Annotated in this window: 27 protein-coding genes and 2 tRNA genes; 13 read left to right on the top strand and 16 right to left on the bottom strand. The window is 35.0% G+C overall.

Annotation, left to right across the window (positions count from 1 at the left end):
• Nucleotides 1-33: 33 nt before the first annotated feature.
• Nucleotides 34-888: an alcohol dehydrogenase catalytic domain-containing protein gene (locus QPL79_RS01450; protein WP_285273007.1), complete on the bottom strand. Its 855-nt coding sequence runs from the start codon at nt 886-888 to the stop codon at nt 34-36.
• Nucleotides 889-1,091: 203 nt separating this feature from the next.
• Here QPL79_RS01450 and QPL79_RS01455 point away from each other — a divergent pair, with 203 nt between their 5' ends.
• Genes QPL79_RS01455 through QPL79_RS01465 form a run of 3 tightly spaced genes read left to right on the top strand, consistent with a single transcriptional unit; the run spans nt 1,092 to nt 3,063 of the window.
• Complete coding sequence (locus QPL79_RS01455) at nt 1,092-2,210, top strand: aminotransferase-like domain-containing protein (RefSeq protein WP_285273397.1); 1,119 nt, start codon at nt 1,092-1,094, stop codon at nt 2,208-2,210.
• The gene (locus tag QPL79_RS01460) at nt 2,200-2,556 is read left to right on the top strand and encodes a hypothetical protein (protein WP_285273008.1); all 357 of its coding nucleotides are present in this window, start codon (nt 2,200-2,202) and stop codon (nt 2,554-2,556) included. Before QPL79_RS01455 ends, QPL79_RS01460 begins: the two co-directional genes overlap by 11 nt.
• Before the next feature lie 18 nt (nt 2,557-2,574).
• The gene (locus tag QPL79_RS01465; RefSeq protein WP_285273009.1) at nt 2,575-3,063 is read left to right on the top strand and encodes a GNAT family N-acetyltransferase; all 489 of its coding nucleotides are present in this window, start codon (nt 2,575-2,577) and stop codon (nt 3,061-3,063) included.
• Between the two features lie 15 nt (nt 3,064-3,078).
• On the opposite strand, the gene QPL79_RS01470 is transcribed toward QPL79_RS01465, so the two are convergent.
• Together QPL79_RS01470 and QPL79_RS01475 are read right to left on the bottom strand one after the other, a co-directional pair.
• A complete protein-coding gene (locus QPL79_RS01470; RefSeq protein ID WP_285273010.1) occupies nt 3,079-3,495 on the bottom strand; it encodes a hypothetical protein in 417 nt (138 codons plus the stop codon).
• A 49-nt stretch (nt 3,496-3,544) separates the two neighbouring features.
• On the bottom strand, nt 3,545-3,967 hold the full coding sequence (locus QPL79_RS01475; RefSeq protein WP_285273011.1) for a hypothetical protein: 423 nt from the start codon (nt 3,965-3,967) through the stop codon (nt 3,545-3,547).
• A 274-nt stretch (nt 3,968-4,241) separates the two neighbouring features.
• Here QPL79_RS01475 and QPL79_RS01480 point away from each other — a divergent pair, with 274 nt between their 5' ends.
• The 3 genes from QPL79_RS01480 to QPL79_RS01490 all read left to right on the top strand — a co-directional run bounded on the left by QPL79_RS01480 (nt 4,242) and on the right by QPL79_RS01490 (nt 5,289).
• Entirely contained in the window at nt 4,242-4,478 is a 237-nt protein-coding gene (locus QPL79_RS01480) for a ribbon-helix-helix domain-containing protein (RefSeq protein WP_285273012.1), read from the top strand.
• Between the two features lie 89 nt (nt 4,479-4,567).
• A tRNA-Leu gene (locus QPL79_RS01485) sits at nt 4,568-4,655 on the top strand.
• Between the two features lie 271 nt (nt 4,656-4,926).
• Entirely contained in the window at nt 4,927-5,289 is a 363-nt protein-coding gene (locus QPL79_RS01490) for a hypothetical protein (protein ID WP_285273013.1), read from the top strand.
• 7 nt (nt 5,290-5,296) lie between these two features.
• Here the strand turns inward: QPL79_RS01490 and QPL79_RS01495 are convergent, their stop codons facing one another.
• From QPL79_RS01495 to QPL79_RS01505, 3 genes are read right to left on the bottom strand one after another with little or no spacing between them, the layout of a single operon-like run.
• The gene (locus tag QPL79_RS01495; protein ID WP_285273014.1) at nt 5,297-5,548 is read right to left on the bottom strand and encodes a hypothetical protein; all 252 of its coding nucleotides are present in this window, start codon (nt 5,546-5,548) and stop codon (nt 5,297-5,299) included.
• Nucleotides 5,529-5,741 (bottom strand): hypothetical protein, encoded by a 213-nt coding sequence (locus QPL79_RS01500; protein WP_285273015.1) that lies wholly within the window; start codon nt 5,739-5,741, stop codon nt 5,529-5,531. Before QPL79_RS01500 ends, QPL79_RS01495 begins: the two co-directional genes overlap by 20 nt.
• Nucleotides 5,742-5,745: 4 nt before the next feature.
• On the bottom strand, nt 5,746-7,095 hold the full coding sequence (locus QPL79_RS01505) for an acetyl ornithine aminotransferase family protein (protein WP_285273016.1): 1,350 nt from the start codon (nt 7,093-7,095) through the stop codon (nt 5,746-5,748).
• 89 nt (nt 7,096-7,184) lie between these two features.
• Here QPL79_RS01505 and QPL79_RS01510 point away from each other — a divergent pair, with 89 nt between their 5' ends.
• A complete protein-coding gene (locus tag QPL79_RS01510) occupies nt 7,185-7,895 on the top strand; it encodes a DUF2258 domain-containing protein (RefSeq protein ID WP_285273017.1) in 711 nt (236 codons plus the stop codon).
• Nucleotides 7,896-7,923: 28 nt separating this feature from the next.
• On the opposite strand, the gene QPL79_RS01515 is transcribed toward QPL79_RS01510, so the two are convergent.
• The 3 genes from QPL79_RS01515 to lysS are packed head-to-tail and all read right to left on the bottom strand — an operon-like array spanning nt 7,924 to nt 11,695.
• Entirely contained in the window at nt 7,924-9,285 is a 1,362-nt protein-coding gene (locus QPL79_RS01515; RefSeq protein ID WP_285273018.1) for an NfeD family protein, read from the bottom strand.
• Nucleotides 9,263-10,072, bottom strand: coding sequence for a slipin family protein (locus tag QPL79_RS01520; RefSeq protein ID WP_285273019.1), 810 nt, complete (start codon nt 10,070-10,072; stop codon nt 9,263-9,265). Before QPL79_RS01520 ends, QPL79_RS01515 begins: the two co-directional genes overlap by 23 nt.
• Before the next feature lie 60 nt (nt 10,073-10,132).
• Nucleotides 10,133-11,695, bottom strand: coding sequence for a lysine--tRNA ligase (gene lysS, locus QPL79_RS01525; RefSeq protein WP_285273020.1), 1,563 nt, complete (start codon nt 11,693-11,695; stop codon nt 10,133-10,135).
• 149 nt (nt 11,696-11,844) lie between these two features.
• Between lysS and QPL79_RS01530 the strand changes: the two genes are divergently transcribed.
• Entirely contained in the window at nt 11,845-12,420 is a 576-nt protein-coding gene (locus QPL79_RS01530; protein ID WP_285273021.1) for an SAM-dependent methyltransferase, read from the top strand.
• Between the two features lie 73 nt (nt 12,421-12,493).
• Here QPL79_RS01530 and QPL79_RS01535 read toward each other — a convergent pair whose 3' ends face one another.
• Nucleotides 12,494-12,697, bottom strand: coding sequence for a DUF5622 domain-containing protein (locus QPL79_RS01535; protein WP_285273022.1), 204 nt, complete (start codon nt 12,695-12,697; stop codon nt 12,494-12,496).
• Nucleotides 12,698-12,804: 107 nt separating this feature from the next.
• Between QPL79_RS01535 and udg the strand changes: the two genes are divergently transcribed.
• Nucleotides 12,805-13,473, top strand: coding sequence for a type-4 uracil-DNA glycosylase (gene udg, locus QPL79_RS01540; protein WP_350309055.1), 669 nt, complete (start codon nt 12,805-12,807; stop codon nt 13,471-13,473).
• On the opposite strand, the gene QPL79_RS01545 is transcribed toward udg, so the two are convergent.
• Nucleotides 13,453-15,072 carry a hypothetical protein gene (locus QPL79_RS01545; RefSeq protein WP_285273023.1) on the bottom strand — a complete coding sequence of 540 codons (1,620 nt, stop codon included), beginning with the start codon at nt 15,070-15,072 and terminating at the stop codon, nt 13,453-13,455. The genes udg and QPL79_RS01545 overlap by 21 nt on opposite strands.
• A 108-nt stretch (nt 15,073-15,180) precedes the next feature.
• Here QPL79_RS01545 and QPL79_RS01550 point away from each other — a divergent pair, with 108 nt between their 5' ends.
• Complete coding sequence (locus tag QPL79_RS01550) at nt 15,181-15,750, top strand: hypothetical protein (RefSeq protein ID WP_285273024.1); 570 nt, start codon at nt 15,181-15,183, stop codon at nt 15,748-15,750.
• A gap of 9 nt (nt 15,751-15,759) precedes the next feature.
• The gene (locus QPL79_RS01555) at nt 15,760-16,356 is read left to right on the top strand and encodes a YkgJ family cysteine cluster protein (protein WP_285273025.1); all 597 of its coding nucleotides are present in this window, start codon (nt 15,760-15,762) and stop codon (nt 16,354-16,356) included.
• A 64-nt stretch (nt 16,357-16,420) separates the two neighbouring features.
• Here QPL79_RS01555 and QPL79_RS01560 read toward each other — a convergent pair whose 3' ends face one another.
• Nucleotides 16,421-16,837: a hypothetical protein gene (locus QPL79_RS01560; RefSeq protein ID WP_285273026.1), complete on the bottom strand. Its 417-nt coding sequence runs from the start codon at nt 16,835-16,837 to the stop codon at nt 16,421-16,423.
• Nucleotides 16,838-16,933: 96 nt separating this feature from the next.
• On the opposite strand from QPL79_RS01560, the gene QPL79_RS01565 reads away from it, so the two are divergent.
• Complete coding sequence (locus QPL79_RS01565; protein ID WP_285273027.1) at nt 16,934-17,890, top strand: SPL family radical SAM protein; 957 nt, start codon at nt 16,934-16,936, stop codon at nt 17,888-17,890.
• On the opposite strand, the gene QPL79_RS01570 is transcribed toward QPL79_RS01565, so the two are convergent.
• From QPL79_RS01570 to QPL79_RS01580, 3 genes are all read right to left on the bottom strand, one after another.
• Nucleotides 17,874-18,299 carry a CopG family ribbon-helix-helix protein gene (locus QPL79_RS01570; protein WP_285273028.1) on the bottom strand — a complete coding sequence of 142 codons (426 nt, stop codon included), beginning with the start codon at nt 18,297-18,299 and terminating at the stop codon, nt 17,874-17,876. The genes QPL79_RS01565 and QPL79_RS01570 overlap by 17 nt on opposite strands.
• 43 nt (nt 18,300-18,342) lie before the next feature.
• Nucleotides 18,343-19,287 carry a cation efflux transmembrane domain-containing protein gene (locus QPL79_RS01575; RefSeq protein ID WP_285273029.1) on the bottom strand — a complete coding sequence of 315 codons (945 nt, stop codon included), beginning with the start codon at nt 19,285-19,287 and terminating at the stop codon, nt 18,343-18,345.
• Nucleotides 19,288-19,330: 43 nt separating this feature from the next.
• Nucleotides 19,331-19,415 (bottom strand) — tRNA-Leu (locus QPL79_RS01580).
• A gap of 126 nt (nt 19,416-19,541) precedes the next feature.
• Between QPL79_RS01580 and QPL79_RS01585 the strand changes: the two genes are divergently transcribed.
• Nucleotides 19,542-20,078, top strand: a complete 537-nt coding sequence (locus QPL79_RS01585) for a THUMP domain-containing protein (protein ID WP_285273030.1) — start codon at nt 19,542-19,544, stop codon at nt 20,076-20,078.
• A 55-nt stretch (nt 20,079-20,133) separates the two neighbouring features.
• On the opposite strand, the gene QPL79_RS01590 is transcribed toward QPL79_RS01585, so the two are convergent.
• Nucleotides 20,134-20,673 (bottom strand): PUA domain-containing protein, encoded by a 540-nt coding sequence (locus tag QPL79_RS01590; protein WP_285273031.1) that lies wholly within the window; start codon nt 20,671-20,673, stop codon nt 20,134-20,136.
• Between the last annotated feature and the right edge of the window lie 16 nt (nt 20,674-20,689).

Here is a 20,689-nt window from a genome sequence, read left to right on the forward strand (position 1 = left end):
GATATAGCAACACTACTTATTCCACACATCTCTTTATAAGTTCTGCATATTCACTACTGATGGATGTACCCTTCTTTCAATATAATCGAATGCACTAAGTAATCTCATTCTATGTGTTATAGAGTCTTTAAGTTCTTTGTAAATAGATATTCCACTACCTATATCACCAAATCTTATTGGCTTTATTAACACATTTGATAGGTTGTATCCAAAGATTTTTAAAAGGCTCATTAAACCAGGGTGTATTATTAGAGTGAATTCTTTTTTGGCAATTCTAGATACTAGAGATAGTATAATTGGGTCATAGGTGGATAATATAACTATATCGCATATTGGCTTCTCATCATATATTGACACATGCTCACCTTTGATAATATCATGCCATAGCGTATGTGAGGGAACGATATATACCTTTGAAGCATTTAGTTGAGAAACATAGGCAAAAGGCACTATAGAGAGATCATTGCCAACAATCAGCACATTAGCTCCTTTTACAGTATCCAGTAAATGTCTTGATACTGAAAGAGTTGCTATAATTAGTGCTTCTAAATCATTGAACTCTTTAGCGTTAAATACTATAACGCTGTCTTTATTTGCTGTGTGAATGGTTTCGGCAACACCATTATGATCTGCATATACTATTACCCTGTCACCTTCTCTAACGTTAGAGACACCAAAACCCACACCCACAATCTTACCAACACCAACAAAACCAAGCACATGTTCAGCACTTTGTGAAACAACCATACATTTTGTAATTGCTTCATCAACAATAGACATGTATACATAGCTTATCTTGATTGCAACCTCGTTTTCTGCAATCAAATATCCACTATAGTTTCTCACAAGAGGATCTCCACAATATGATACAAAGATTTTGTGATACAATGCTCAACACTTCCACAATTAACTCTGATTACAACATATAAGCTTATATTTCGCTCCATTAAGGTGTGTGAATATGTCGTAGGTGAAGAGTTTTTGGCACGTTAGATAAGGATGTATTTGAAGAGCTTTACTCAAGTGATGTTAAGTTACTTAAAGAACAAGGCATTTCTACTCTTGAAATACCAGCAAATACTGAAAAAGTCATAAACTTTGCTAGTGGATTGCCCGATCCTAGAACAATTCCAAAAAATGAGATAAAAGAGATTATTGCAGAAGCCTTTGAAATATATGGATACCAAGTTCTGCAATACTCACCATCATCTGGTCTTTCCAAGCTAGTTAAGGAGGTAATAAAGTTTGTTTATAGAACAAGGGGTTTGAGAGCCAATCTAAACAATGTTATTATCGTTTCTGGTTCTCAACAAGGTTTAGAGCTTGTATCAAGAATTTTCATAGATCCTGGCGATATTGTTGTTGTTGAGGAGCCGACATATCTTCTTGCTTTAAATGTATTTAAATTAAGAAAGGCTAGAATCGTTTCCGTACCTGTTGATGACGAGGGTATGGATGTAAATGTTTTGGAGGATATAGTCAAGGATTTGAAGAAAGATGGTAAAAAGCCTAAGATTGTATATACTATGCCAGTAGCTCAAAATCCTACTGGAGTAACTATGAGTATTAATAGAAGGAAGCATCTTTTAGAATTAGCAGAAAAATACAATTTCATCATAGTGGAGGATGACGCATATGGGCTTTTAAGTTTCGACTATGAACAACCACCAATAGCAAGTTTAATGGGATTAAATAATGTTGTGTACATTTCATCACTTAGCAAAGTTTTGGCACCAGGTCTTAGAGTTGGCTATGTGATTGCAAATGAAAACATCATTAATAAGATGTATGTGTTGAAGCAATTCATGGACTTAGGAACATCAGTATTAGGACAAGCAATAGCTCAAATAGCTTTAGAAAAAGGTGTTGTTGATAAAAATGCTGAATATGCTAAAAGACTTTACAGACTCAAAAAGAATCTCATGATAGAGCTCATAGATGGCATGTTCTTTTCAGAGTCTTGGAGAAGTAATCCCAAAGGAGGCTTCTACATTTGGGTAAAGCTTAATAAGAACATTGACACCAGAAAATTGTTTGAGCAAAGCAAAAGAAATGGTGTTATATTTACGCCTGGAGCAAATCTTTGTGTAAATACTTATAGATGTTTAGATGCTATGAGACTTAGCTACTCAAACCCATCTGAAGATGAAATAAGAATTGGTATTTATAGACTATCTTCGCTGATTAGGGAGATGGCAAATGTTTCTTAGTAGTGGTAAGCTCGTTAAAAATCCTCAACTAATTCACAAGTATTTAGATGAGCTTAGAAAAAGAGGTTTAGATCCTTCCATATTATTACCAAGCAGAGAAGATATCGACTTAATTGAAAATAGTGTTAAGAAGGGGTTAAGCATGCTTAAAATAATGGATGATCTTATAAACAACTATTTGAGAAGAATAGATCCTGTCATTGCTAAGAAAGTTTTTAAGGAAGTAACAAATGAGGATGTAGATGAGGAAACGGCAGCATATTTAATAGCTAAAGAGCTTTCAGCTTGGACTCTTGAAATAGCTGAAGCACTAAATATTATCATGATTAGTGATGTAATAAGATGAGCAAGTGTGAGATATTATATGAATAGCGATATGCGTATTAAAATTAGACCAGCCACGGATAAAGACATAGACTATGTTATTGCCATAAACATAGAGTGTCTTCCAGAGCACTATCCACTTTCTTTTTGGTTAGAACATTTAAGTAAATATGGTGATGTTTTTTATGTTGCAGAAGTTGATGATAAAATTGTTGGCTATGTATTAACAAGAGTTGAGGAGGGCGAATCATTATTTCACATAGGTAAAAAAGTGAAGAAGGGACACATTGTAAGTGTTGCTGTTAGGGAAAACTACAGAAGAAGGGGTATAGCAACATATCTTTTGTCAACAGTTTTAAGTATATTAGTTCACTTATACGAAGCTTCAGAAGCTTATTTAGAAGTTAGAGTTAGTAATGTTCCTGCCATAAAACTTTATGAGAAGCTTGGATTTGAAATTTTGCGAAAAATTGAAGGTTATTATCTCGATGGTGAAGATGCTTATTTAATGGCAAAGAGGCTAAAGTGATGTAATTGCAATTCATTAAATTCTAAGAATCTTCACCTCAACATTTTCCATTTGAGCTAAGCACATAATATTTGCAAAAATCCTTGGCACATAAGGTTCTTGTATAACAACAAGTAGTATGTCTGAAAATGTTAAGCATTTTAAAAGCTCATCATATCTATGCTTAGTTACTACACCAGCACCATTACAAAGAATGATGTTATTAGCACCTCTTATTGTGATGTTACTACATAGGTTTATTGTGCATGTTACATCATTTGATTTACTTACATCATCAATTATTTGTTCAATATCTTTATAAATGTTGATTCCTTTGTTTGTTGATATAAAGGGACAAGTAGTTTTATTGCACAAATAGCCTTTTGATGCTATTGCTATTGCTATCGCTATCTTTTTTCCTCTTGGAATTTGAAGTGAAGTATTTTCTCTCATCAATTACCATGGTATTACTTGGCAATATGCTTAAAAACTTATACAACTCTTAATTACTTTCCATCGCAATACTTCTTCTAATTAAATCAATTGTTGAGTACAAATACTCTTCAACAACAACTGCATGCTTCTTTCTAATATGATCCTCGATTATCTGTATTGGAAGCTCATCTCCACAAAGCACACACTTAACAAAAGATCCATTAAGTTTTTTCGTAACTGGCCTAATCTTGGTAATTACTGGTATAGCATATTTTAAAAGTGCTTTTGCTTTTGTAGCTGATCCAATTTTCTCAACAATTCGCTGAGCATAACCCCTTACTTGGTGTTTGCTTAAACCATACTTTAAGGCTATGACACTAGGGCTTTCACCATATATAAAATAATCAGCAAGAGCATTAACAATATTATCCTTGCCTGCAAGTATCTTAACTATAAGGTATTCTAATACATCTTCAGCTGAAGATCTCATTGAAAAAGTCCCAAAATTAAACTAATTTTCATGAAAATATATAAGCTGGCTAGCAAATTGACCAAAAGTCATTTAAAAACTTTAGGTAATTATTATTATTAAATTTAAATATTTCTATAGTAATACCTGCAATTACTTTATGACATTTACTCTATAAATTTTGAATCATATGATCAATGAAGTAAATGAGCACATATATTCGTCGACATTGGTAGATATAGATAAGTACTTAACAGAAAAATCAAGATATACCTAGTAGTGGAGGTAAACATAAATGAGAAATGTAAATACAGAAATAGAACTGGATATTATGCCTACAAAAGTTATTTCTGTAAAAATAGATTTTGAAACCTTAAATGAAATAGAAACTTTATGCAAAAAACATCACTATAGAAGCAGATCTGATTTCATAAGAGAAGCCATAAAACTTTACATATATTTACTTAAACAAGTTAATGATAAAAAAGACGTGGAAGAAATGCTAAAAACATGCAAAGGAATTACCACATAATTTAGCTTAATACAATGTAAAAGGCGTATACAACACATAAGCTTATCAAAGAGGAGAGTATTATAGACATTTGAGATTAATACATAGATGCGGGGGTGCCCGAGCCAGGTCAAAGGGGTCGGGCTCAGAACCCGATGGCGTAGGCCTGCGTGGGTTCAAATCCCACCCCCCGCACCAGGCACAAATCAATCCTTTTAACAATTTCTCCAGTTTTTGGTATTCTTATGTGAAAAATGTTAATTTAAGTAATTTTGATGTTAACGACTTTTATTGTAACATAACCAAGTTATGTTTCTTAGTTTTGCTTATTACGAGTTGAAGTAGAGAAGTGCAGATTCTATTTAGCTTTCTATGTGCATTACAACATTTATTGCTGTAACTAACTAATGAGCCTTACTGTTTTTAATATTCACATCTATAAAAATATAGTGTGATGTGTGAGATATAAATGTCTCAAACAACAAGCAATCAACAGCTTTTAGCAGATGTTTTGCCATTTTCTAGTCTTGCTGAGTTGAGGCAGAAAGTAGATGAGATGAAACAAAGTGTAGACAGTTTAGGTACCGTTTTTCAGCAAGTGAAAGCACTTATGTATATAGGTGGGCTTATAGGTCGTTGGAAGGCAATGACATGCAAATCAAATTTAAATGGGTTTTGTACTGGTTGGCGCATTCCAAATGAGATTGTTTTTGATGTGAAAAAGAATTTTGGTGAAAATAGCATTGTTGAAAAGGATGGCACCTTCAGATTTAATGTTGCAAATACTGCATTGGTATGTGCTATTTGCCCACTGTATTCACCAAAGAGCTGAGCAACAATTATAATGCCTCTATGCGTTTTTTACTTTTCTCCTCAAGTTCCTTGAACCTATTTTCAAATTCTTGCAGAGTTGCTGAAACAGCTTTTTCAAGATCTTTATTATCAAGATATAGAATCATTGTTTTAAAGAATTTAAGAGCACATGCTTTTGAATGAAAATGTAGCTCCTTTCCACCAGCAGTAATTCTCACTCCTTGCCCCTCATAGAATATTCTGCCACAGGTTACACATCTAATTTTCTTTGTTGGCATTTTTCATCATCTTCTCAAGATATTTATCAAGCTCCAAATTCTTTATCATTTGCTCAACTTTTTTTGTTGCCTCCTCTAAATCATTTGCAGTAACATTGAAGTATATTTTTGTTCCCTTGACTCTAAATCTAAATCTTGTACCAGGTATTCCCTCATATCTATAAACCTCTACAAGCTCAACATCTATCTTCATAAAATTACCTTGTAGCATTTTTTATAGCAACTTCTAAAATTTCTAAACCAGTTAAAGCCTCTTCTTCAGTTATTATTATTGGTGGTGCAATTCTTATGCTGCTTTTTCCACATCCTAAAAGAACAAGACCATTTCTAAGAGCTTCATACAAAACCCTATTTCTGGTTTTCACATCATGTTCCTTTGTCTTTCTATCTCTAACAAATTCTATTCCCCATGCAAGACCCAGCCCCCTAACATCTCCAACATGAGCATACCTCTCCTTCAACTCAAACAATTTTTCTTTAAACAACCTCTCTAACTTAACTACATTCGGCAAATATTTTTGTACTAGCTCAATAGTTTTAAGAGCCACCATACATGCTAGTGCATGTCCTCCAAATGTATTGCTATGGGCACCTGGGCTAAAGTCAAGCTCAGATCTAAATATTGTAGCTCCAATAGGCATTACACCACCACCCAGCGCCTTAGCCATGGCAATAATATCTGGAATAGTGTTGAAATGTTCTATTGCAAACATTTTACCTGTTCTACCCAAAGCCATTTGAACTTCATCATCTACTAGCATTATGTTATAGTTCATCGCTAATTTACTCAATTCTGTGAAGAAGTTCTTTGGTGGAACAACATAGCCTCCCTCACCTTGTATAGGCTCAAAAAATATTCCAGCAACTTCATCAGGTGATACTATGTGTTGAAATATCCAATAATCTATATATTCAATAACTCTGTTTACGAGCTCATCAGGATGTTCATAGCCATCAACTCCCCATGGATTTCTAAATGGATTTGGGTAAGGCACATGTATAACACCATTAACCATTGGAAAATAGCTTCTTCGCTGTATGGTTTTTGATGCTGTTAGACTAAGAGAGCCCATTGTTCTTCCATGAAAAGCTCCTATAAATGCTATGAAATACTTTCTACTTGTTGAGTGTCTAAGCAGCTTCATAGAAGCTTCAATAGCTTCTGTTCCACTATTACAGAAAAATACCTTCTTCTTAAATACTCCAGGAGATATGGAGACAAGCTTCTCTGCTAAGGCAACTTGATATGGGTTATAAAAATCTGTTCCAGCAGCATGAGCAAGTTTATCAAGCATTTCAATAACAACTTTCTTAATTTCTGGATGTGTTGGATATCCGAGATTTGAAACTGAAATTGATGATGAAAAATCCAAGTACTTGTTTCCATCAACATCATAAAGCCATACACCATCTCCACGCTCAACAACTAAGGGCAGACTCTCTGGGTCGTGAGTTGTTGTGGCAATGAGTTTTGTATGCATTTCAATGATTTTTCTTGCTTTTGGACCTGGAGGCTCAACAACAATTTCTGGAGTCTTCAACCTCATAATGAATCACCTAGCTTTTGTTAACATAGTTTCATATTTCCGATAAGTTTTTGAGTTTTTTATTCGAGGTAAGTATATTAGGTGAGAATGTGGCTAGGTTAAGCTCTGGTTTTGTAATAGCTGGTGCATATGCTGATAAGATTAGAAGAACAATGTTTGCTCAGCTCAGGGACTATATAAAAAGGGATAAGGAGTGGGGTCAGAAAATAGCTTTGGCTGTAGCTCAGCTGAATAGATTACTATATTCTGTTCTTGTTGAACAGCTTAAGATAGATAAGGGAGATGTTGTTAGAGTTAGAATTGAATATGACATAGATGAAGCAGGCAAGAACATAGTGTGGAGATGGGATACATTAGCTGTTGAAGTTTTCAGAAGAATTTCTCAAGAGCAAGTAGATTCCATAGTAAAACAGGTAACGGCAAAAGCATATGAAGTTGCCTTGGCAGCTGTAACATATGATGTATCAAAGCTTGGAGAGACATTTGATGGGGATATAGTGTTCTCAATAAAGCTTGGCGAAAGAGAGGTGGGGGCAGCAATTATAACAACATTTAATGAGTCCTTAGCTGTTTTAAAGAGAGGTGCTGTTGTAGAGCCAACTCCTGCAATCTTTGAGAAGGTGAGACTTGAAATTCAGCCTGGAAAAAGCATTGAGGATTCTCTTAAATCGGCTTTGTCACTAGTTATGCAAGCAGCTAGGCACGTAGGTTACGATGAAGCTTTAAAGATTATGAATGCTATTAGGGAAAGAGTAGCTGCAGCTCCGGTTGAAAAAATAGAGGAGGAGGAAGAGGAATAATATAGAGAATGAAACTATAATGAATAGACTATTCATTTTTCTTTTTCTTAACTACTAACACCATACCCTTTCTCTCAATAACAACAACTTCATCACCTGGCTCTATAACCTCACTACTTTCAGCAAACCAATACTCCCCCTCATACAACACCCTACCTCTTTTACCTGGCTCTATACGCTCTACAGCCTTGGCTAAACTACTTGAAATTGATTCTGAAGCCTTCAATCTCTTCCTACCTGCTTCCAGAGCCTTGTACAATATGAAGGAGAAAAACCCTGCTAAGCCACCACCAAGTATAATCGCAAATGTTCTAATACTTTCTATTACATTTGGTGCTATTTGAGTTGCTGGAGAAATAGGCATTAGCATAATACCAAATATGAGCGCTATTATACCCCCAATTCCAAGTATTCCATGTCCTGGAAACATAAATTCTATAGCTATAAGCAGTGAGCCTAACGCTATAAGCATTACCGATATAATGTTTATATTTATTGAGCTGCCAACCAATGCTAGCAATAGGAAAATTAATGTAAGGGGTAGAAGATCTATTCTACCAGATAACAACGCTATGAATGTTCCAAAGAAGCCTAAAAACCATAGAATTGAATTGATTGTAGAATCTCTTAAATAGGTGTATACTTGAATATACAGAGATGGATTATATTCATAGAAACCAACTATGTTTAATGTGTAATTCTTTCTAACACCACTATATTCAACAACAACAGTTCTTCCATTAACTTTTGATATGAAATCATTCAAATTATTTGCCACAACATCTGCAACCTTTTCCTTAACAGCTTCTTCACCTTTTAAAACAAGGTTCTTTGTAATAAACATTACAACTGCCGTGGAGTTTCTCCCCCTGGCCTCAGCATATCGAGTAGCCATAGCCACAACACTATTTATTATCTTACTCTCATTTATGAACACATACTGACCAGTTACAGGATTTATTGTTATTGGCTGGGCAGCACCTATTACAGCATATGGCGATATCCCTACAATGTGCATTGGCTGAACAATTATGCTTGCAGCACTCAACGCCTTATCTGTTATATATCCTAGAACAGGAACTTTAGCCTCGAGAAAGGCATTGGCTATATTAATCATGGAGTCCATGTAACCTCCATAACTATCAACAACAACAACCAACGGCACATTTCTTTCTTCAGCAATGGCAAGAGCATCTTTCACATAAAGTTCAACAGGAACATCGATAGTTCCCATAGAACCCTGTATTCTTATTAGAACAGCATTCGATGGTGTTTGAAAATATGCAGAACTGTGTAGAAGCATTGATGTGAAAGCAAAAATCGAGAGTATGAGAATAGCTCTAATTATATCTGTGCGCATCATGTTTCTACTCTTTACTTGCTTTTTCATATTGTTTTGCTTTTTCTAAAGCTAGAGATGATGCTATAGCTTCTGAAACTGTTCTCGACACACCACTTTCAGTAATTATGATAATATTCTTTTCTTTTGCTATATCAACATATGTTTGAAGCTCTCTAAGCCTAAGCGCCACTGGGTGTTGCTCATATGTTTGAGCAGCCTCAAGAAGTATTTTAGCTGCAGCCCTTTCTGCTTCAGCCTCTATAATTCTTGCTCTCCTAATTCTTTCTGCTTCTGCTTGATATGCCATTGCTCTTATCATTCCCTCTGGTAATTCAACAGCTTTTAGTGTAACCATAGACACTTTTATTCCCCAAGGCTCTGTAATCTCGTCTATTATGCTTTGAATTCTCTTATTTATCTCCTCACGCTTACTCAGTATATCATCTAATTCCAACTGCCCAACAACATCTCTTAAAGTTGTTTGACCAAGTAATGCAATAGCATAGTTATAGTCTCTCACCTTCATAACAGCTTTCTCAGGATCCAAAACCCTGTAATAAACTACAGCATCTACTCTAACAGTAACATTATCTCTTGTAATAACATCTTGCTTAGGAACATCAACAGTATTTATTCTTGTATCAACAACTATTCCCCTATCTATGAATGGAATTAGAAAAGCCAGACCAGGACCTTTAATACCAACATATTTTCCTAGTCTAAGAACAACCATTCTCTCCCACTCCCTAACTATTCTAAAAGATCTTGAAAGTATTATAGCTATTATTATAATTAGAAGAAAAATTCCAAAAATTTCCAAAGGTCCTATGGGCACATGCTACACCTTCTCTTTTGCATAAATAGTTTCTCGAGTATATTAGCTTCAATGCCACTATTAAATTTTATCTAAACCAAGCTTTTCAATATAATAGCTCAGAATATTGTCATGCTGTTCAGCAATTGTTTTAAACTCTTCTTGCTCAACTATTGTAAATGGTATAACGTCTTTTATCGATGGAAGATTATGTAAAATCATTACAAGTCTATAGATGCCTATTCCAACACCTGCTGTTGGAGGCATTCCATACTCCAGAGCTCTTACATAGTCCCTATCCATTGGATGATGCTCTATCTCACCAAACTTCTCTCTACTCTTTATGCGCAGCTCCTCCTCTTTTTTAAAGAAGTAGTACTGAACTATTGGATTGTTAAGCTCGCTATATCCATTACCTATCTCCAAACCATTTACAAAAATTTCGAATCTTTCGGCATATTCAGAGTTTTCTCTTGAGGGTCTTGCAAGAGGGGATACATCTCTTGGAAACATTGTTATAAATGTTGGCTGAATTATTTTTGGCTCAGCAACTTTCTCAAATATTTTCTCAATAATTTTTCCTTTTCTTGGATCATCAATTTTTATGTTGAGATTCTTTGCAATTTCCAGTAGTTCATCATAACTCTTTTTTCTAACCTTTATGCCTCCAAACCTTTCTATTGCATCCTCAATAGTTATTCTAGTCCATGGCGGCTGAAAATCTAGAACTATTTTTTCATTACCTTTTTGCAACTCTATTTTGTAGTCTCCATACACAGTTTTTATTGCTTGAGAAATCATTTCCTCAACAAGCATCATCATGTCCATCCAATCTGAAAACGCTTGGTATATCTCTATTTGGACAAACTCAGGATAATGTTGAGCATCTATATCCTCGTTTCTAAAGCACACAGCAATTTCATAAACCTTGAAGAAATTGGCTACAACAGCTCTTTTCAAGTATGTTTCTGGTGCTATACTTAAATAAACATCTCTATCGAGAGCATACATTCTAGTTACGAATGGTCTTGCCAAAGCACCTCCATAAACAGATTGAAGTTTTGGTGTATGTATCTCTATAAATCCTCTGGAGTCGAGGAAATCCCTAAATGCTTTTTCTATTCGATACATAGATACCATTGCTTTTCTAACATCATCATTAAGCATCATGTCTAAATATCTCATTCTATACCTTTTCTCAGAATCTGCCAAGCCATGCCACTTCTCAGGAAACTCTCTCCACGTGATGGCCAATACCCTGAAGTCTTCAACAAGAAGTGAAAGCTCTCCTCTCATAGTCTTTATTGGTCTTCCTCTAACACCAATAATATCACCAACATTAAGTATCTCAACAAGTTTCCAAAGAGCTTCGCCAACAACATCAAATCTGAAAACAATTTGAAGTTTATCTGTTCCATCATCAAGAACAGCAAAAACTATTTTTCCATGTCTTCTAATTCCCATGATTCTTCCAGCAACCGAAAATCTTTCCCCAGCTTCTTGACCCTTGTCTAAATAGCTATACCTATTTCTAATGTCACTAAGTGTTGTTGTTACATCATACCTATACTCTGTAAGATAAGGATCTACACCAATTTCGACAAAACGCCAAAACCTGTGAATAGTTGACATGGCTATTCCCAAGTCATTTTCTCTTTCAGCATCTAGTAGTTTTGAAATTCAAGTAAACAAGTTAAAAACTCAGCTGGATGCTCCTCATCACTACTCAGAGAAGAGCGCTTTCATCACATTAAAACTCTTCCAAAACTCTAATACCTAATTGAGGATTTAATATGTCTACAGTGCCATGGATTCCATCACCCAAAACTCCAATAGAGTATTTGAAATATGCTTTAGGTGCAAGCAGTAATGATGTTGTTTTAGATCTTGGATGTGGAGATGGGCGAGTGCTTTTGGAGTTTGCTAAAGCAGGTGCTAAAACAATTTGCATAGAAATTAACAGAGTTCTATGTAATGTTAGTGAACTTGTGTTTGGATTGCATGGACTAAAAGATAGGCTTATTGTTATATGCAGTGATTTCTTTAGTGTAGATTTATCTGAATTAAGACCTAGGCCAACAATTGTATATGCATATCTATATCCATCTACTTTAGAACTGTTATCAGAAAAACTTGAGAAGGAGCTAGATCTCTGCACCATTATAGCAACACTTGATTTTCCTATAAGAAATTGGAGCCCAGTATTTGTGAAAAGTCTTGTTGACGAAAATGGGCATCACAGAACAATCTGGATTTACATAAATGGTTTTTCAAATCCTAAAGCAAGGCTCATTACAGAAGAAAAGATTAGTTTAGTAGAGCAAACAAATTACTGTCCCGATACTTGTAAGAGAAAATTGTTTCTATAGGTAAGAAGGAAAATCAGTTTATCGACCCTTCGTCACTTCTCCGACAACGTCGACCTCATCATCTACTCTAAATTTAAATCTCATAAAGCTTAATCCTTATAGGTTCTGGCAACTGATTTTCGCTAATAATAGTTGCTGTATAAGGTGGCTTATTAACCTTGGGCCCAACAACAATGTATCTAGATTCGCTTTCCTCCCTGCTCTTCAGCACCCTCACCTTTACATAGACACCATCATTTCTTTTTACATAAACATACTTTTTATGCTTCAAACCCATAACAAAACACCTCTACACATGGCATTCTTTGCTGCAAAACCTTTTAATTAAAAATGGTATGAGAGAATTAATAAGCTGTTATTGCAATAAATTATGATTTGTTTAGGGTGGCAATAACGAATACAAATAACTTGTTCTCTAGTTGGGAAGTACTTGAAGAAGAAATAAGAAGGTGTGTTAGATGCCCTTTGCATAGAAGTAGAAAAAATGCTGTTCCTGGTGAGGGAAATAAAAAATCAGTTGTAATGTTCATAGGTGAAGCACCAGGTGCTACTGAAGATGAAATGGGAAGACCATTTGTAGGTGCGGCTGGAAAGCTCTTAACTATGATTATGGAAAGCGTTGGTATAAGTAGAGAAGGTGTTTATATAACAAATGTTGTTAAGTGTAGACCTCCTGGAAATAGAGAGCCTAAGGATGATGAAATTGAGGCTTGCAGCATATTTCTGAAATCTCAAATAGCTTTGTTGAAACCCAAGCTTATTGTTACTCTTGGTAACATAGCTGGAAAAACTGTTTTTTCCATGGGTAAGCGGGAATGGGTTGGAGTAATGAAGATGAGGGGAAAGAGATATGAGTTGACGATTCAAGGAATTCAAATTCATGTAATACCCACACTACATCCAGCTGCAGCATTGTATAATCCACAGTTGAGATCTATGCTTGAAAGTGATATGAAACTTGTAAAGAGTTTTATTGATGAAATAACTAGTAGCATGAAAAGTTCTACATCTGATAAAACAAAACCTAGAACGTTACTTGACTACATCAAGTAGCTTTAGAAGAGCCGCTAAAAATACTGCATATAGAGATATGAGCTCGTACAATACTATATCATGCAACATTCTTAAAAACGTAGCATAGCTTGTAACACTAGTTATACCTACACCAAAATTATTGCTAACAATCTCGAGAACCATTACTATTAAACTAGATTCCAAAGTAGCCATAGAAAGTAAATATACACTATTGCTATCATCCACATAATTTGAATACTGGTAGTAGAGATATGGAACAGTAACAAGGTTAATGTCTAGCATTCTCGAATATATCTTGAATAGCTTTCTCAAAGAATCTTTAACATATTGTTTGTAGGTTTCAGGTAATCTTGAATAGAGATAAGCTCTTGTACTAGCCAAGCCATCTAGTGTTAGAATAGAATATGTTTTATTGAATTCCACAATGCTACTAACAACATTTAACGCGTTCGCCAAAGCATTTTTAACATCCCTAAAGCTGTAAAGCTTTCCAGAGCCACTCACATTGATAGTCATGGCCAAGTCTAGCCATTGTATTGCTGTTAATATTCTTCCATAGGCACTTGCTATTATTGATTTATCTAAACCTTGTGTAGTGTTGATTAAGTTCAGATAGTATTTTGCTTGAGTAACTCTATCAATAGCCATGACTAGAAATGGTATGGCGCTACTCTTAATTGTTTTTAAATTTTCCAATAACTGATAGATGTTGGATAAATTAGAATTGCATTGTCTAATATAGTTTTTAAGATTCTTCGCACTTTGCAAAGAGAAGTACTCCTTAAGTATTGTTACATATACTGAATATGCCATACTTGCTGCTGTGTACCACTCATCTTTACTTGCAGCTGCTTGCACTTTTTTCATTGCATCATCTAAATATTTATTTACATTTTCATTTCCAATAGCCTTAGCTATTTTCATTGCTTCTTCACTAAAGTAAATTGTAGCATTTTTAAAGAATTGATTAACTATTTTAAGTAAAGTAGTATTAACATATACTTCACCAGTTTCATCAACATTTGCGCCACAAATATCTAGCAGTGATGCAATGGGTACTACAGCAGTTGTATTTACTACCCCATTTATCATTGGAGTATAAACTCTTTTTATACCAGCAGAAGTTGCAGCAGCGATTTTCTCATTTAAACCAGCCACAGCATCAATAAAACCATCTATTGACACCACACCTGTAGCACTCCACAAGCCATTGTCATACCTATTGTAGATTCTATACAGACTTATTGCAAATGCAAGTGATGCACTAGCTCCTTTAGCACTACCACTACTTCGAATAGATACTGTGACTTCGCCTAATCCCACTTTACAAATTTTGTTTAAGGCATATCCAGCCACTACAAAGGAGTTCAACAAGCTTTCATCATATTCAACTCCTTGGATATGTACTCTAAATACTGAAGAATGTTTTAAACATATTTTTACAGGAACTGCCTCTCCCACACCCATTTTTTCAGAAACAGCAAGAAAGTATGTATCGATGCAGGAAGTATTATTATCAGCTCTTAAACTGGTGTAGATGCTTGAAATATTTAAAAGAATCATTAAAATAACTAATGTAGTTGATACAAAGATTCTGCAGCAAGTCTTGAAGATCATATTGTTCACAACACTGTGTCATATTAGCTTAAAAGCAAATAAAGTTTCAAAACAATATATGTTTTCATTGATGATGACGTGGGCAGCCAATGACTTTGTGTGAATGGGATGAAGAACCCACATGCTCAATCTGATGTTCTATGCCTAAAACGAAATTCATGTTGTGTTGCAGTAAACGAGGTTTCGGAATTGATTAATGCTGTTACGAAAATTGCTTACAGATTAAAATCTTCTTTAATGAGTAATAGCTGGTTATTGCAGGAGCTAGAAATAATGAAAAACATTGTTATAAATGTTCGCAGTTCTTTAGATTTTTTCACAAGAAATTTTTATAGAGTTGATGATAAAGGTATTGATCAAAACTCTTTAGCTTACACAGCTACAAATATTTTGAATAGACTAGTTGAGTTTAGAAATAGGCTAATCAGAGTCATGGAACACATTGCTGAGAAAACAAGTGAGAAAGAGACTGAAAATGAGTTGTTAAATGTATTCAGAAAAACCAATGCAATAACAATGAAGCTTATTATAATATTTCTAGCATTTGCAACAAAAATTGAATGGAGTAAAGACTTGGCAGGACCATTTTCAGCATCAATGGCATCAGCAACTCTAGCAACGCTTTTGAATATAGACAATCAAGTTGTTGAATCTATAAAAGAATGCGTATACAGCTAGGGGGCACCAATGAGTATTGATGCAAATCAAATCCATTTTCTTACGAAAAAAGCTTTGAAAGGCGATTTAGAATCTGCAAAGACAATAATAAACTTTTTGATGTCCTTGGATATGAGAGAAGCTATTGTCGTCGCTTATTTAATTGCTTATCAAATTATAATGAATATATACATGAATCTTGGTGAAGAATGCAAAAAATGTGGGGGCATATGCTGCAAATTTGGATCTCCAATAGAGTTAACGGAATTTGACTTAAGTGAAATAATTGCTGAAGGCATTTCTCTTAGTGGAATTATGAATGAGAGCAATAAATATTTAATTCCAAGACCCTGTCCATTTCAAGACGGGTGGAGATGTAGAATACATGAAAACAAGCCATATGCGTGTCTCTCATATCCATTTGCAGTTGAGGATATTCAAAAGGATGTTATAGTTTCGTGGAATTCCTCAGAACCTCCAAAACCATTTATACCACAATTCTGTGTTGCAGGTCAAAAAACATGGGACTATATAAAGTTTCTTATTGAGTCATTTAAGAAAGAGCATGGCAAAGTCCCAACACCACTAGAATTGCTAGAATTTGCAAATAGCAGTTCTAAGTCCTGACATTAATTCAAGATAAAATTGATTTAAAATTTTGGGCGAAATCTGCTTAACCGTGTGAATTCTTTTATCTGCGACCTTTTCTAGCAGGCTTTGGTGGTGTTGGTGGCGGGGTTACTTTTTCTTTACCTGTTTTCATACCTATTACATAGCCTATAACAAGTGAGATTATAATTAGTATCAGTGATATTGATATGGCTAGTCTAGGCTCTAATCCGATGACCACTGTTTCGAGATTTGTTGTTGTATATGAGAAGAATACTGGGATTGTTGTTGTTGCAAATATTGTTGTTGGCTTTATTTCTGTTACTGTAACTGTTGTAATATTCGCGATAGTTGTGGCATTTGTTGTGTTCTTTGCTGATGTTTCTGTTGTAACTGTGTATCTTAAATCCACTGATTGTGCTTCGGCTTGAATTGTCAACAGTAATGTTATTAGCAAAGCTAAGGCTATTGTGAATATAAGCAAAGCTTTTTTCTCCATGTTCATCACATGAATAATAATTGTTTAGTGGGTAAAGTATAAAAGTGTTAATAAATTAGGAGAGTCATGAAATTAAGAATATGTGGTGCTTATTGCGTGACCTTTAATTCTGCATCTATCTTTCCTAAACAATCCTCGCTTAAAGCGATAAAGCCTTTTGATCCTTGGAGATCACCTCTATGCACTTGTCCAATGAAGTGGGTTGTACATCCATATACTGGTTGTTCTCATGCATGTTTATATTGCTATGCAGCAAACTATATACCTAAGCACTCAACTCCAAGACCTAAAAAAGATTTCTTATCTCTTATAACAAAAGATTTGAGTTTAATACCCAAAGAAGCATTAATAGAGTTATCTACAAGTAGTGACCCATATTCATGGCCTGAAAAAGAACTTGGTTTTACTCGACTTGTTTTGCATAAGCTTTTGGAGAATGGGGCAAGGGTTTTGATAACAACTAAAAGCAGTTTTGTTGTACGTGACTTGGATTTGCTGAGCAAGTATAGAAACAGAGTTGCTGTTGCTATTACAATAACAACACTAGATGATAAGCTAGCAAAAATTATAGAGCCTGGTGCGCCACCCCCTTCAGAAAGGCTAAAAGCAGTTAAGCTGCTTGCGGCAAACGGAATTGGTGTTGTTGTGAGGCTTGACCCGATAATACCATTTATAAATGATTCTTATGAAAACATGGAGAATGTTATAAGCAGTGTAGCTGCAGCTGGTGCTCTTCAAATAACTTCGTCAACATACAAGGCCAAGCCAGTAGATTTTAAGAAGATTTTGAATGTGGTTAGAATGCTTCGTGGTGATAGAGTTGCAGAAGAATTTAAGTTTCTATACTTTGGAAACTCTAAAAATGTAGTCAGTGGCTATAGGTATTTAGATGAAAAACAAAGACTTGACTATATGAAAATTGTAAGAGAAATTTCGTATAGTAATGGATTGGTTTTTGCAACATGCAGAGAAGGATTTAAATATCTTCATACACCAGGCTTTAATTGTGATGGCTCATCCTTTGCATATAGAGATATTACTGAGTTGCCATAAGCGTTGATCTAACAAGCAAAACACCTTTTACACTATGAATTCTGCCAATAAGCTCCTTAACCCTGTTGCTAGAACCCTTCACAGCTACTATTAGCAAGCACCTCTCCTTATCTAAATGAATATGCATTGCAGAACTTATCACATCAAGAAAATCGTGTTGAAGTTCTGTCAACTCCTTATCGCTATCACCTATTTTATGGTTGTAAAGAATGTTGATAGAACCAACAACCTCTTTAGCAATGCTCCACTTATTCTCAATTATGAACAATCTTAAAGATTCTTGAAGAAGCTTAGACCTATTCTCAATACCCAAACTCTTCATAAGCTCATCTAATTCACGTGCTAATTCAGATGGGATATAAACTCCAAACTTTGTTTTCCTACCCACTTCCTCGTATGCAGAATCCATAACCACAAACAACACCAGTCATTCTAATCTCTATATTTAGCATCTACACACTTTTTCCTTTTATACCTTTTCGCTTTTGCTTCAGAATCTTTCTATATTTTTCAACATCTGGATAAAACCTAACATCAACATGATATATCATTTCACTAACACTTCTACACATTCTTATAATTTTCATGCGCATCTCGTTTAACTCAATCAATGTTGTGTATGGATCTACATACAAATCTACTGTAACAATATAGAAAGAACCTATTTTCCTAGCATCAACATTTTTCACTTTAACATTCTCTAACTCACTTAGCTTTAGCTTAATATTGTAAATAAGCTCCTTATCCTCCTCAACACCAATTATGGATCTTGCAGCATCTTCAACAATATTAGTTATGCTGTGCAATGCAAAGAAAAATCCTGCAATAACTGTTAACAACTCTGTAGATGGGTTTCTGGTTAAAGCTGTTACAACAACTCCAATAGTTGATATAAAAGCTGCAACAACATCTATTAGTGCATGTGTATATTCAGATTTTAGAATCTCTAGTTTTAGCTTTTCATATTCTTTTCTAAGAATTGCAAAAGCGTAGAGTGTTAAAAACCCTCCTGAGAGAGTTACAAGGGATAGTAAAGGATTTTGTGTTGTAACCTTAGAGTTAGCACTATAAATAATGTTGTTAACATAATCAACAAAGCTTATAATATAGAAAGAGATTATAGCTATTGATGTGATGAGCATTAAAAATGTTTCCATGTATAGAACACCCCACGAAAATCTTCTCAAGGTTTTACTAGCATGATACAAAGCAATCATTGACATAAACTCTAAAGCAGTATCAACTGCCCAGTGAACAAAATCAGTGAAAAGTATCATAGATTTTGAGAAATAAGCAAACACAAACTCCATCACCATACCCACAAACGAAACTATCAGAACGATTCTGATAACCTCACAACCCCTTTTCAACCTACTTGAAATTTCGTGTAAAGACATTGAGCTCACCCCAAGTAAAAAATAGCAATGCAAAGGTTTTTAGTGCGGGGGGTGGGATTTGAACCCACGCAGGCCTACGCCAGCGGGTCTTAAGCCCGCCCCCTTTGACCTAGCTCGGGCACCCCCGCTCAATAACGAGACTTTTTAGCTTCTCTCTAGCAAATTTACTTAATTTGTTCTAGGTTATTAACTTTTATAGCGGCTAAATAACACTAGTTTAATGCTGTGATGAAACACGAGCGTGATGAGAAGCTGTGATTGATGTCAAGAGTACTGAGCTAAAAGCTATTATTACAACAGATATTGATTTAGAGCATGAAACTTGCGAGGATATTGAAAATGCTCTTGCATTCTCACTTAGTAGTGTTCAGTGCTTGCCGCTGGAGAGAAGTGGAATTGCTTTGGTTTATGCCGAGAAGCATTCTGATCCCTTGCAAATTGTGAAGAAATTGATTAGAAGTAGTGTGAGGTGCCACTGGGTTTTCCCTATATACGCGTCTTGCAAGTCTATGTATGAAGAAATTAAGAAGTGTGTTATGGAGCTTCTTCTGCTTTCAAATGTTTCAAAACCTATTAAAATGGTTTGTAGATGTAGGAAGAGAGGCTGGTCAATAGATTCCTGCTCGAGATTAGTTAAATACATAGGTAGTTTTCTCGAGTCACTAAATATTGTTGTTGTGGATTATAAAAATCCTGAGTATGTTCTGCGTCTTGAAATAGTGAATGAGATTACTGGTCTATCCTTTTATCACAAAACCCAAGAAAGAGAATTCAGAATGGGTAGATACTAGCATTAAAAGCTTTGTCTAGAAGCAGCTTAGCAACTTTGGCTAGATTCGTTATTTGCTAACTGGATAGGGCTTTTGCTACTTGAATTGATGTTCTCCACACATCATCATCTAAGTGACTCACGTTCTTCACTGCCTTGCCTTTAACTCCTGGAGCAATTTGTGTTGAGTCTACTAATGCATATCCAATTACTATGAAATATTTTTCTGAAGGCTCTAAAACAGCAACAATAGCGTTTTTGGAAAAACTCTTCAAAACTTTTTTAATGCCAGGAATCATAACATCTGCACCATTCTTCAAAAAACTTACAGCACCTTCATCAACTGTAACTGCAGGTACTGCTACAATCTTTTTTGTATTGTACAACATGTTTACTATGTACAGTGTTGGTAGATAGAAATCAACTTTTTGTGTTTTGAAAAGTGCTGGAGTAGATCCAAAAACAACTATCTCAAACTTCTCCTCAACAACTTTTTTAACATCATCTTCAAACTCCTTTAGATAATCTATGAGCTGAGGATCTATCTCAACCCTTTTTTGAAGCTCGCCAAAAATGTTTTTAACATCTCTTTTCGATATGTAGTTAAGTCTTAACAAATATTAAGCACCTTCA

The organism is Ignisphaera cupida (genome assembly GCF_030186535.1).
Taxonomy (GTDB): Archaea; Thermoproteota; Thermoprotei_A; order Sulfolobales; family Ignisphaeraceae; genus Ignisphaera; species Ignisphaera cupida.